This window comes from Terrabacter sp. LjRoot27 (assembly GCF_964254175.1).
Lineage (GTDB): Bacteria > Actinomycetota > Actinomycetes > Actinomycetales > Dermatophilaceae > Terrabacter.
Genome location: NZ_CAXUSS020000001.1, coordinates 2,841,800 through 2,853,884, shown reverse-complemented (window position 1 = coordinate 2,853,884; position 12,085 = coordinate 2,841,800). Strand labels below are relative to the sequence as shown.

At 70.2% G+C, this 12,085-nt stretch carries 10 protein-coding genes; 8 read left to right on the top strand and 2 right to left on the bottom strand.

What is annotated here, in order from left to right; translation table 11 throughout:
- Window positions 1-85 precede the first annotated feature (85 nt).
- From ACSQ2D_RS13270 to ACSQ2D_RS13250, 5 genes are all read left to right on the top strand, one after another.
- A complete protein-coding gene (locus ACSQ2D_RS13270) occupies window positions 86-736 on the top strand; it encodes an ArsR/SmtB family transcription factor (protein WP_435986412.1) in 651 nt (216 codons plus the stop codon).
- Window positions 733-2,013, top strand: a complete 1,281-nt coding sequence (locus ACSQ2D_RS13265; protein ID WP_435986411.1) for an MFS transporter — start codon at window positions 733-735, stop codon at window positions 2,011-2,013. The genes ACSQ2D_RS13270 and ACSQ2D_RS13265 overlap by 4 nt, the downstream gene beginning before the upstream one ends.
- Window positions 2,014-2,125: 112 nt before the next feature.
- On the top strand, window positions 2,126-2,554 hold the full coding sequence (locus ACSQ2D_RS13260; protein ID WP_435986410.1) for a Crp/Fnr family transcriptional regulator: 429 nt from the start codon (window positions 2,126-2,128) through the stop codon (window positions 2,552-2,554).
- Between the two features lie 502 nt (window positions 2,555-3,056).
- A complete protein-coding gene (nrdR, locus tag ACSQ2D_RS13255; RefSeq protein ID WP_435986409.1) occupies window positions 3,057-3,554 on the top strand; it encodes a transcriptional regulator NrdR in 498 nt (165 codons plus the stop codon).
- Between the two features lie 92 nt (window positions 3,555-3,646).
- Window positions 3,647-6,574, top strand: coding sequence for a vitamin B12-dependent ribonucleotide reductase (locus ACSQ2D_RS13250; protein WP_435986408.1), 2,928 nt, complete (start codon window positions 3,647-3,649; stop codon window positions 6,572-6,574).
- Window positions 6,575-6,670: 96 nt separating this feature from the next.
- Here the strand turns inward: ACSQ2D_RS13250 and ACSQ2D_RS13245 are convergent, their stop codons facing one another.
- Window positions 6,671-7,729, bottom strand: coding sequence for a hypothetical protein (locus ACSQ2D_RS13245; RefSeq protein WP_435986407.1), 1,059 nt, complete (start codon window positions 7,727-7,729; stop codon window positions 6,671-6,673).
- Window positions 7,730-7,948: 219 nt separating this feature from the next.
- Between ACSQ2D_RS13245 and ACSQ2D_RS13240 the strand changes: the two genes are divergently transcribed.
- Together ACSQ2D_RS13240 and ACSQ2D_RS13235 are read left to right on the top strand one after the other, a co-directional pair.
- The gene (locus tag ACSQ2D_RS13240) at window positions 7,949-9,334 is read left to right on the top strand and encodes an NAD-dependent malic enzyme (RefSeq protein ID WP_435986406.1); all 1,386 of its coding nucleotides are present in this window, start codon (window positions 7,949-7,951) and stop codon (window positions 9,332-9,334) included.
- A gap of 135 nt (window positions 9,335-9,469) precedes the next feature.
- A complete protein-coding gene (locus ACSQ2D_RS13235) occupies window positions 9,470-10,336 on the top strand; it encodes an SDR family oxidoreductase (protein WP_435986405.1) in 867 nt (288 codons plus the stop codon).
- Between the two features lie 36 nt (window positions 10,337-10,372).
- On the opposite strand, the gene ACSQ2D_RS13230 is transcribed toward ACSQ2D_RS13235, so the two are convergent.
- The gene (locus ACSQ2D_RS13230; RefSeq protein ID WP_435986404.1) at window positions 10,373-10,780 is read right to left on the bottom strand and encodes a transferase; all 408 of its coding nucleotides are present in this window, start codon (window positions 10,778-10,780) and stop codon (window positions 10,373-10,375) included.
- A 226-nt stretch (window positions 10,781-11,006) separates the two neighbouring features.
- Here ACSQ2D_RS13230 and ACSQ2D_RS13225 point away from each other — a divergent pair, with 226 nt between their 5' ends.
- A complete protein-coding gene (locus ACSQ2D_RS13225) occupies window positions 11,007-12,017 on the top strand; it encodes an aldo/keto reductase family protein (RefSeq protein ID WP_435986403.1) in 1,011 nt (336 codons plus the stop codon).
- Window positions 12,018-12,085 lie beyond the last annotated feature (68 nt).

Here is a 12,085-nt window from a genome sequence, read left to right as displayed (position 1 = left end):
CCGCCATGTCTCGTCGTCGGCGACGCCCACCCAGTTATACAAGAAGTCTTGTGCACGGTGGCCGCGGCCCCTGAGGGTGGGTCGCATGCCACGTCGCACCGCCTCCGAACGCCACACCGCCACTCGTCCGTCTGACGGCGACGAGCTCGGCAGCGAGAGGGGCAACGCCCTGCTCGACGTGCTCACGGCCTTCCACCACCCGACGCGCCGATGGCTGTGCGAGCTGCTGGCCGTCGAGGGCCCGGCGACCGTCGGGCGGCTGGCACAGCGCACGGGCCTCGCGGCCGGTTCGGTGAGCCACCACCTCGGGACGCTGCACCGCTACGGCTTCGTCGAACCGGCGCCGGAGCTGGCCCGGGACACCCGGGAGAGCTGGTGGCGCAGTCGTCCTCGGCAGCTCTCGTGGGACGCCACGGACTACGGCGAGGGGACCGTGGCGCGACGGATCGCCGGGGCGGCGGAGGCCGAGAACTTCCGCCACCACGTGCGGGCGGTCCAGCGGTGGCTGGCCGAGGGCGAGTCCGCCCCGCCCGACGTGCGGCACGCGTCGGTCGCGTCCGACACGCTCGTCACCGCCACGGTCGACCAGATGGGCGAGCTGAGTCGCCGGCTCACCGACCTCGTCGTCGAGTGGAGCGAGGAGTGCCGTGCCGACGCGCAGGCGCGCCCGGACGCCGAGCGCCTCCCGGTCCGCGTCGCAGCGCGCGTCTTCCCGAGCGGGCCGGTGAAGCCGTGAGCGACCGCGCCGACGTCACGACGACCCGCACCGCGCGCGCGGCCCCGGACCCGCAGCCCGCCGAGCCGACCCTCCTCGGCGCCGCACCCCCGCCCGTCACCCGCGACCGGATGGTGCAGACCTGGGTGGGCTCGATGGCGCTCTCGTGGTTCGGCGACGCCGTGTGGACGGTGGCGCTGGCCTGGACCGCAGTACACACGCTGTCCCCGGCGATGGCCGGCGTCGTCCTCGGGGCCGAGACGCTGCCGCAGGCCGTCTTCGTCCTCCTCGGCGGGGTCATCGCCGACCGGTGGGACACCCGTCGCATCCTCGTGACGGGCCGGCTCGCCCAGGCGGTGGTGCTGCTCGGCGGCGCAGCCGCGTGGGCCGCCGGAGTCAGGGGCGCACCGCTCCTCGTCACGATGGGTGTCCTGCTCGGCACCGCCACGGGGCTCACCCTGCCGGCGGGGGCCACGCTCGCCCGCCAGCTCGTGCGGCCCGCCGACCTCGCGACCGTGAGTGGCTGGAACCAGATCGGGGGACGCGTCGCGCGCCTGCTGGGCGCCCCGGCCGGGGGCGTGGCCGTGGCCGCGTTCGGCCCCGCCGGGGCCATGCTCGCGAATGCCGTCACCTTCCTCGCGGTCGCCGCCGTCCTCGCGGTCGTGGTGCGTCCGCGCTACCGGATGCCTCGGGTGCCCCTCACGTCGTGGACGGCCAGCCTGAGGGACGGGGCGGCATACCTGCGTCGGGACGAGTCGGCCCGGCTGCTCGTGCTCGGGCTCGCGGCCCTCAACGTCTTCGTGTCGCCGGTCATCGCCCTCGGGATCGCCCTGCGGGTCAGCGGCTCGGGATGGGGCCCGGCCTGGCTCGGCGCCGCCGAGGCGGCGTTCGCGGTCGGCGCGATCTCGGGGAGCGTCCTCGGGATCCGGTGGCGCGTGGCCCGCCCGGCCCGCGCCGGCTTCGCCGTCCTCGTCGGGCAGGGCGTGTGCATCGCGGGGACCGGCGTCGGCTCGCGCGCCGTCCTGCTGGTGTCGATGCTCCTCGTCGGCGTCGCGGCCGGCGCGGCGTCGGTCTGGCTGTCCGGCACCTACCAGCGCACCATCGCGCCGAGCCACCTCGGACGCGTCTCGTCGGTCTCGAGCCTCGGCGACATGGCGCTGGTGCCGCTCGCGATCCCGGCCTTCGGTGCGCTCGCGGCCGCCACCTCCGTCCTCACGGCCGCCGGTGTCTACGGTGCCGCGATGTCGGTGCTCTGCCTGTGGTTCGCGACGCGGCCGGGCATCGCGCGGCTCCGCTGACCGACCCCCTGAGCCGCCACGGATCTTCGTCGAATGCGGACCCCACGCGTGCCCCGGAGGGCTACCGTCGAAGGGCTGGCCCGTGTGGCGGGCCCGGGTGTGGGAGGCAAGCATGAGCCTGAAGGACTCTCTGTGCGCGGTCGAGCTCTTCTGCGAGCTGCCGGACGACCTCGTCGAGGAGGTGATCGCCCGCGGCTCCACCGTCAAGGTCAGCCCCGGTGTGCCGATGGTCAAGCAGGGCGACCGCGACGCCGGCATGGTGATGCTGCTCGACGGCTCGGCCGACGTCGACGTCGACGGTCGTGCCGTTGGCTCGCTGGCGAAGGGCGACTACTTCGGGGAGATGTCCCTCATCGACGGGTCGGGGCGCACGGCCACCGTCACGAGCGGGCCCGAGGGCCTCACCGCCTTCCGGCTGTCGCCGGCCGCGTTCACCGACCTCATCGACCAGCACCCGCACACCGCCGTGCTGCTCCTCAAGGGCCTCGTGTCCCGCGTTCGCCAGCTCGAGGCACAGGTCGGCGAGGACGCAGCCCGCTGACGCGCCCGCGGCGCGGGTCGCGCCCGCGCCCGGTCCGCCGGGCCGCGTGGGACTCCCGGGCGCGCAGGGGTCGCTGACCGCGATCGCGGCGGGACGGCATACGCTCGTGGACCCGCAGATGGGGGAGTGGAGGGCATGGTCCACCCCTAGATGTTGGGGGTCGACGTCTCGCGACGCGCCGGGACGGCTGGGACTGGAGTGACGTTTGTGCAGGTCAGGGGCGCGACGCGCCGGACCGCGCTGACGTGCTTGCGATCGGGGTCACACCATGCCTACAGTTACCCCTACATCTAGTAGTTACACAGATGTAAGACATCCACATGTAGTCCCCAGGCAAACGGGGGTTACGCACAGGTCATCCCCACGTCATCCCCAGATCCGTCCCCAAGGCCCGACCGGTCCCACGAACACCGGGCGGGGTGCGGGACGGGCTGGAGGCGGCATACGGGAGGGCCTGGAACCGTTGAACGACTGGGTCTCGGGGAAGGGAAGGTGACCAGACGTGCACTGTCCGTTCTGTCGCCACACCGACTCGCGGGTCATCGACTCGCGCACGACCGACGACGGCGCCTGCATCAGGCGTCGGCGCCAGTGCCCCGAGTGCAACCGCCGCTTCACGACGCTCGAGACCTCGAGCCTCAACGTGATCAAGCGGTCGGGGGCCTCCGAGCCGTTCAGTCGGGCCAAGGTCCTCTCCGGCGTGCGCAAGTCATGCCAGGGGCGGCCCGTCAGCGAGGACGACCTGGCCCTTCTCGCCCAGAAGGTCGAGGAGACGATCCGGTCGCAGGGAAACGCCGAGATCGAGGCGCACGAGGTCGGCATGGCCGTCCTCGAACCGCTCCGCGAGCTCGACGAGGTCGCGTACCTCAGGTTCGCCAGCGTCTACCAGGCGTGGGAGAGCCTCGAGGACTTCGAGGGAGCCATCGCGCTCCTCCGAGCCGAGCACGACGCGCTGGGGGAGGAGCCCACCGCTCCGTCCCGGCTCGACGTCCAGCGGTAACCACCCTCCACAGCACGTCCGGGGCCCCGCACTGTCGGTGCCCCACGCAACACTTAAACCAGCAGCAGATTCGGTCAGGGAGGCCGCACGACATGACGGAGATCGGTAACCGCAGCTCACGCTCGAAGGCAGGCGCCAAGGGCGTCAAGATCGAGCGCATCTACACCACGCCCGGCGTGCACCCGTACGACGAGGTCACGTGGGAGAAGCGCGACGTCGTCCAGCAGAACTGGAAGACGGGCGAGACGATCTTCGAGCAGCGCGGGGTCGAGTTCCCCGACTTCTGGTCGGTCAACGCCAGCACCATCGTCACCACCAAGTACTTCCGCGGCGCCGTCGGCACGGCTGCCCGCGAGGTCTCGCTCAAGCAGCTCATCGACCGCGTCGTGCTGACCTACGTCGCCGCCGGCAAGAGCAACGGCTACTTCGCCGCGCCCGACGACGCCGAGATCTTCGAGCACGAGCTGACCCACGCCCTGCTGCACCAGGTCTTCTCGTTCAACTCGCCCGTGTGGTTCAACGTCGGCACCAAGAGCCCCCAGCAGGTCTCCGCCTGCTTCATCCTCGCCGTCGACGACTCGATGGACTCGATCCTCAACTGGTACAAGGAGGAGGGGAAGATCTTCCAGGGCGGCTCCGGCGCCGGCCTCAACCTCTCCCGCATCCGCTCCTCCAAGGAGCTGCTCTCCTCCGGTGGCACGGCCTCGGGTCCGGTGTCCTTCATGCGCGGCGCCGACGCGTCCGCCGGCACCATCAAGTCGGGCGGCGCCACGCGTCGTGCAGCCAAGATGGTCGTGCTCGACGTCGACCACCCCGACATCGAGGAGTTCGTCGAGACGAAGGCGCGCGAGGAGGACAAGATCCGCGCCCTGCGTGACGCCGGCTTCGACATGGACCTCGGCGGCAAGGACATCGTCTCCGTCCAGTACCAGAACGCCAACAACTCGGTCCGCGTCAACGACGAGTTCATGAAGGCCGTCGAGGACGGCACGGAGTTCGGGCTGCGCTCGCGCGGCGACGGCTCGGTCATCGACACCGTCGACGCCCGCGAGCTCTTCGGCAAGATCGCCAAGGCCGCATGGGAGTGCGCCGACCCGGGCATCCAGTACGACGACACGATCAACGCGTGGCACACCAACCCCGAGACGGGCCGCATCACCGCGTCCAACCCGTGCTCGGAGTACATGTCGCTCGACAACTCCTCGTGCAACCTCGCCTCGCTCAACCTGCTGAAGTTCCTGCGCGACGACGACACGTTCGACGCCGTCACCTTCCAGAAGGTCGTCGAGCTCGTCATCACGGCGATGGACATCTCGATCTGCTTCGCGGACTTCCCGACCGAGCCGATCGGCGAGACCACGCGCAACTACCGCCAGCTCGGCATCGGCTACGCCAACCTCGGTGCGCTCCTCATGGCGACCGGCCACGGCTACGACTCCGAGGGTGGCCGCGCGCTCGCAGCCTCGATCACGTCGCTGCTCACGGGTGCCGCCTACAAGCGCTCCGCCGAGATGGCCTCGGTCGTCGGCGCCTACGCCGGCTACGCCCGCAACGCGGACGCCCACAAGCGGGTCATGCGCAAGCACCAGGCCGCCAACGACAACATCAAGACGCTCGACGCGATGGACTCCGACGTCCACAAGCTCGCGACGAAGGCGTGGGACGACGTCGTCAAGCTCGGTGAGAAGCACGGCTACCGCAACGCCCAGGCGTCGGTGCTGGCCCCGACCGGCACCATCGGCTTCATGATGGACTGCGACACGACCGGCATCGAGCCGGACTTCTCGCTCGTGAAGTTCAAGAAGCTCGTCGGTGGCGGCTCGATGCAGATCGTCAACCTGACGATCCCGCGCGCGCTGCGCAAGATGGGCTACACCGGCGAGACCGTCGAGGCGATCGTCGAGTACATCGCCGACAAGGGCCACGTCATCGACGCCCCCGGGCTCAAGCCCGAGCACTACGAGGTCTTCGACACCGCGATGGGTGCGCGCTCGATCTCGGCCATGGGCCACGTGCGCATGATGGCCGCGACGCAGCCGTTCCTCTCCGGTGCCATCTCCAAGACGGTCAACCTGCCCGAGACGGCCACGGTCGAGGAGATCCAGGACGTCTACATGCAGGGCTGGAAGCTCGGCATCAAGGCGCTCGCCATCTACCGCGACAACTGCAAGGTCGGTCAGCCGCTGTCCGACGGTGGCTCGACGGCCAAGGACAACAAGGCCGCTGCTGACGCTGCTGCTGCCGAGGTTAAGGTCGAGAAGGTCATCGAGTACCGCCCGGTCCGTCGCCGCCTGCCCAAGCGCCGCACCTCGCAGACGACGTCGTTCGCCGTCGGTGGGGCTGAGGGCTACCTCACGGCCGGCACCTACGACGACCAGCAGCTCGGCGAGATCTTCCTCAAGTTCGGCAAGCAGGGCTCGACCCTGGCCGGCGTGATGGACGCCTTCTCGATCGCGGTGTCGATCGGCCTGCAGTACGGCGTGCCGCTCGAGACGTTCGTGGAGAAGTTCACGAACCTCCGCTTCGAGCCGGCCGGCCTGACGGACGACCCGGACGTGCGCATGGCGCAGTCGATCATGGACTACGTCTTCCGCCGCCTCGCGCTCGACTACCTCGACTTCGACACGCGCTCCTTCATGGGCATCCACACGGCGTCGGAGCGGGCCCGCCAGGTCGAGACCGGCTCCTACGAGGCCACCGAGTCCGACGAGTCCGACGAGGACCTCGAGGACGAGCTCGAGTCGCTCCAGCAGTCGGCGCCGGTCTCGAAGAAGGCCGAGCACAAGGCCGAGGAGGTCCAGGCCGAGTCCCCGGCCGCGGCCGCCGAGGTCAAGTCGGGTGCCGGCGCGGCCTCGGCCCGCGAGATCTCGAACGACGTGCACAGCTCGGCCGAGCTGCTCGAGAAGTTCGGTGGCATCACCGCCGACGCGCCGATCTGCATGACCTGCGGCACGAAGATGCGTCCCGCCGGCTCCTGCTACGTCTGCGAGGGCTGCGGAAGCACCAGCGGCTGCAGCTGACCACGCCGTAGAACCACCACGAAGAGGGTGACCCGTCCGGGTCACCCTCTTCGTGCATCCATGGCGTGTACAAGCGCCGGCGGCCGGCCGTCATGGTCACTCCGGGGGCGCGATGAAGCCGTGGTCGCGTCCGTCGACGTCCGTCCAGGAGCCGACGACCACGCCGGCGTCGTTGAGGTCACCGACCTCGGTGTAGGTGCTGCCGGGGTAGAAGACCTCGGTGGCCGAGGCAAAGGTGCTGTCACCGGCCGGCAGCAGCCAGGCGACGTCGCTCATCCCGCACCCGTTGACGGTGAGTCCTGCGACGGTGCCGCTGGCGTTGACCGCGGACGGCGTCGTCGACCAGCACCAGTTGGCCGGGAACCCGGGGTCGACGAAGGTCGAGAAGCTGCCCCCGCTCGGGTCCATCCTGAAGCCCGGAGTGACTCCCACAGGGTCGGGCTCACCAGCGAAGGGGGCGAGGTAGAGGTACGAGCCGACCACGACATCGCTGTTGCTGACGTCGAACAGCCGTGTCCCGGTGCGCGGGTTGTCTTGGGTCCCGACGTCTGGTGGGTCGTAGGTCGTGAAGCTGCCTTCGGTCCAGGTGAAGCCGTGCGCGACCGTCTTGTCGCACGCGGTGTCCCCGCAGACAGCGCCGTTGGGTGTCGTCGTGAAGTAGTAGCCGACGACGAGACCGGCGTTGTTGATGCCCTCGGGCACCGTTCCCCAGACGTCGCGCTTCCTCGTGCTCTGCGCCGCCACGTCATCCAGGGGGGTGAAGGCGCCGGCAGCCGTCTGGACGAAGCCGTGCTCGATGGGGCTCCCCGCGTTCCAGTAGACGCCTGTGACGGTCCCGACATCGTTGATCGAGGTCAACACGGTCCGCTTCGCACGCGGGACGTTGACGACCTTGATGCTCCCTTGATCGTTCACGAACCCGTGCTGTCCCTGCTTGTCCCCGTAGTCCCCGACGATCGTCCCGGTGCTGTTGATCCCGGTCACGTGCGTGTACTGGACGCCTCGCGCACCGATGTCGACAGGCGCATAGGTGAGGTTCGCCGCCGGGTAGTGCATGTCGTCCGGGGTCGCCGCCTGCGCCGTGGTCGTGAGCGCCACCCCCAGCCCGGCCGCCGCGATGATCGCGAGCCCTCGTCCGACTCGGCTGATGCCCATGGCTCCTCCTCAAGATCACGGGGACCGACGGGCCCCGTCACGTCGAGCCTCGCTGGCAGTCCACACGCTCGCCAGAGGCGAAAGACCTCGACCCGGCCGGTCAGGTCGCAGGATCGGAGCGAGGCACGGTCGGCCCAGATCCGCGACATCCCGCCGCATCGGCGTGGACGGTAGAGGATGGGCTCGTCGGGCAACGTTGCTCTGCGCGAGAGGACTGTCATGGCCATCCCGAGTCCTGGCTACTCGATCACCGTCCGGGTCGAGGTGCCTGCTGCCGCCAACGCGACCTCGGCCCTCACGACCGCCGTCTCCTCGACCGGTGGAGCCCTCACGGCGCTCGACGTCGCGGAGAGCCGCACCGACCGACTGGTCGTCGACGTCACGTGCGACACGCGGGACGAGGCCCACGGTCACCTCATCACCGAGGCAATCGCGGCGATCCCGGGTGCGGTCGTCCGCAAGGTCAGCGACCAGACCTTCCTGCTCCACCTCGGCGGCAAGATCGAGGTGAACCCCAAGGTGCCGCTCAAGCACCGAGACGACCTGTCGCGCGCCTACACGCCAGGCGTCGCGCGCATCTGCCAGGCCATCGTCGACCACCCGGAGGACGCCCGCAGGCTCACCATCAAACGCAACACCGTCGCCGTCGTCACGGACGGCTCGGCGGTCCTGGGGCTCGGCAACATCGGCCCGCTCGCGGCGCTGCCGGTGATGGAGGGCAAGGCAGCGCTCTTCAAGCAGTTCGGGGGAGTCGACGCCTGGCCGGTCTGCCTCGACACCCAGGACCCCGACGCGATCGTCGACATCGTGCGCGCGATCGCCCCGGTCTACGGCGGCATCAACCTCGAGGACATCTCTGCCCCGAGGTGTTTCGAGATCGAGTCACGCCTGCGTGACCTCCTCGACATCCCGGTCTTCCACGACGACCAGCACGGCACGGCGATCGTCGTCCTCGCCGCCCTGAAGAACGCCCTGCGCGTCGTCAACAAGTCCATCGACGACGTGCACATCGTCGTCTCCGGCGTCGGCGCCGCCGGCCACGCCATCATCCGGCTCCTGCTCACCCAGGGTGCCCGCGACATCGTCGCCTGCGGTCGCACCGGTGCGGTCCACAACGGCAACGAGGGCATGGAGCCCTTCCGCCAGTGGATCGCCGACCACACGAACACCAGTCACCAGAGCGGCACCCTCAAGGAGGTCCTCGTGGGTGCGGACGTCTTCATCGGCGTCTCGGCGCCGGACCTGCTCACGGGTGACGACATCGCGACCATGGCGCCGGATGCCATCGTCTTCGCGCTCGCCAACCCCGTGCCCGAGGTCGACCCCATCGCCGCGAGCGAGCACGCCGCCGTCGTCGCCACGGGTCGCTCCGACCACCCGAACCAGATCAACAACGTCCTCGTCTTCCCGGGCTTCTTCCGGGGCCTGCTCGACGCGGGTGTCTCCGACATCACCGACGCGATGATGGTCGCCGCGGCCAGCGCCATCGCCGACTCGGTCGAGCCGGGCGAGCTCAACCCGAGCTTCATCATCCCCAGTGTCTTCGACGCGAGCGTCGCCCCAGCCGTCGCCGCTGCCGTATGCCGGGTGGCCGGCACCCACTGACGGCGGACCGGTGTGACCGGGAGATCACCGCGACGCGCTGCCCTCGCGCCCGGCCGGGTGGGAGTCTGGGAGGGACGCGAGCATCTCCCCGCGCCGCGCGCCCACGCCAGGGCAGTCCACGGAAGGACAGTGGCCATGATCGCGGTCATCGGCGGCACCGGCCGCCTCGGACGTCTCGTCTCCGCTCGGCTGGTCGACGGAGGGCACCGGGTCAGGGTCGTTGCCCGCGCTGCTCCCGCGCCCCCAATCCCGAGTGCGGAGTTCGTCGCCGCGGACCTGCGCCGCCCTGAGACGTTGGATCGGGCACTCGAAGGAGCCCGCGTCGTCGTCGCCGCGGCACACGGGATGGACCCGACCAAGGGCGAGTCGCCGGCTGGCGTCGACCGCGATGGGAACATCGCGCTCATCGACGCAGCGCGAGCCCGGGGGGCCGACGTCGTGCTCGTCTCCGTGGTCGACGCGTCACCCGACCATGCGCTCGAGCTGCACCGCATGAAGTGGGCCGCCGAGCAGCACCTCCGTGCCAGCGGGGTCCGTTGGACCATCGTGCGGGCCTCGGCGTTCGCCGAGATGTGGATCGAGATGCTCCAGCAGTCGGCCGCGGGCGGCAAGGGACCTCAGGTCTTCGGCGACGGGGAGAACCCCGTGAACTTCGTCAGCGTCGAGGACGTCGCGGCCGCCGTCGCGCGTGCGGCGACCGACGAGACCTTGAGGGGGAAGGTGGTCGACGTCGGCGGCCCCGACGACCTCACGCTCGACGAGCTCGCCGGTCTCGTCCGGCCGGGTCAGGCTCCGCGTCACGTGCCGCGACTCGTGCTGCACGTCATGGGCCAGGCCGCGCGCCCCGTTCGGCCGTCCCTGGCCCGCCTGGCCCGGATGAGCCTGGCGATGGACCGCGCCGACCTGCGTTTCGACCCGTCAGCCAGCCGGACGGCATACCCCTGGCTGTCGTGCACGTCGGTGCGCTCGCTCGCCGGCGACGCCGGACGGCGGGCCGGGTGACTCCGGCCTTGCCCTCCGCGCGTCGGGTGGCGCGGGTCAGGCGGCGCGGCGGCGCTGCGAGCCGGTGCGGACGACGGAGCTCTCGGCGATGACGTCGTCGCTGTCGACGCGGGCGCCGTCCCAGACATGGGCGTTGGCGCCGATCTTGACGCGTGCGCCGATCCGGGCGTCGCGTCCGACGACGGCGCCCGCGGCCACGTGGGCCGTCGTGCCGATGCTGGCTCCGGCGTGGACGACCGCGCCGCGGTCGATCCAGGCGCCGGTCGCGATGCGTGCCCCTGCGCCGACGACGGCTCCGCGGTCGACATAGGCGTTCTCGGCGACGTAGGCCGCCGGGTCGACGTGGGCGTGCGACTCGACGAAACCGCCACCGTTGTCGTGGCGGGCGTAGCGCAGCACGGTTCCGTTGTCCTCTTCGAACTCCTCGTACTTCCTTCGCCTCATGGTGCACCCCCTCCGGGTTCGGGCGTGGACCCTCTGTCCACGCGTTCCTCAAGCAGTCCAACGTTCAAGTGAACGTGAAGATTCCGCTTCACGCGGCGGTCGGGCCGCCGGTCACTGAGCAACGTTCGTACCCGCCCCGGCAGTTCCGCGTGCACTCGTCGCGCACCGTCTCACCAGTCGACCGGGCGCCTCTGGCGCCGTCTGCGGGGCGGCATACGGTAGAAGAATGAACTTCCGATACCTCGGCAACAGCGGACTCAAGATCTCCGAGATCACCTACGGCAACTGGCTGACCCACGGGTCGCAGGTCGAGAACGACGTCGCGACCCAGTGCGTCCGGGCCGCGCTCGACGCCGGCATCAGCACCTTCGACACGGCGGACGTCTACGCCAACACCAAGGCCGAGAGCGTCCTCGGCGATGCCCTCAAGGGCGAGCGGCGCGAGAGCCTCGAGATCTTCACGAAGGTCTACTGGCCCACCGGCCCCGGTGGCAAGAACGACACGGGCCTGTCGCGCAAGCACATCATGGAATCGATCAACGGCTCGCTCGAACGTCTGCAGACCGACTACGTCGACCTCTACCAGGCTCACCGCTACGACACCGAGACGCCGCTCGAGGAGACGATGCAGGCCTTCGCCGACGTCGTCCGCCAGGGCAAGGCGCTCTACATCGGCGTCAGCGAGTGGACGGCCGACCAGATCCGCGAGGGCGTTACTCTCGCAAAGGAGCTCGGTTTCCAGCTCATCTCGAGCCAGCCCCAGTACTCCATGCTGTGGCGCGTCATCGAGGGCGAGGTCGTCCCCACCTGCGAAGAGCTCGGTGTCAGCCAGATCGTGTGGAGCCCCATCGCGCAGGGCGTGCTGACGGGCAAGTACCAGCCCGGTCAGCAGCCGCCCGAGGGCTCGCGTGCCGCCGACGAGAAGGGCGGCGCCGACATGATCAAGCGCTTCATGAACGACGACGTGCTGACCCGTGTGCAGAACCTCAAGCCGATCGCCGACGAGGCCGGCCTGACCATGGCGCAGCTCGCCGTCGCCTGGGTGCTCCAGAACCCCAATGTCGCGGCTGCCCTCGTCGGCGCCTCGCGTCCCGAGCAGGTCGCCGAGAACGTCAAGGCGGCCGGCGTGAAGCTCGAGCCCGAGCTCATGACGAAGATCGACGACGTCCTCGGCGACATCGTCGAGAAGGACCCGGGCAAGACGAAGGAGACCGCGCCGCAGCAGCGCGTCGCCTGACGTATGCCGTAACCCAGCGGGAGGGGGCCGGGAGCCGCGCCAGATGGCGGTGCTCCCGGCCCTGTCGT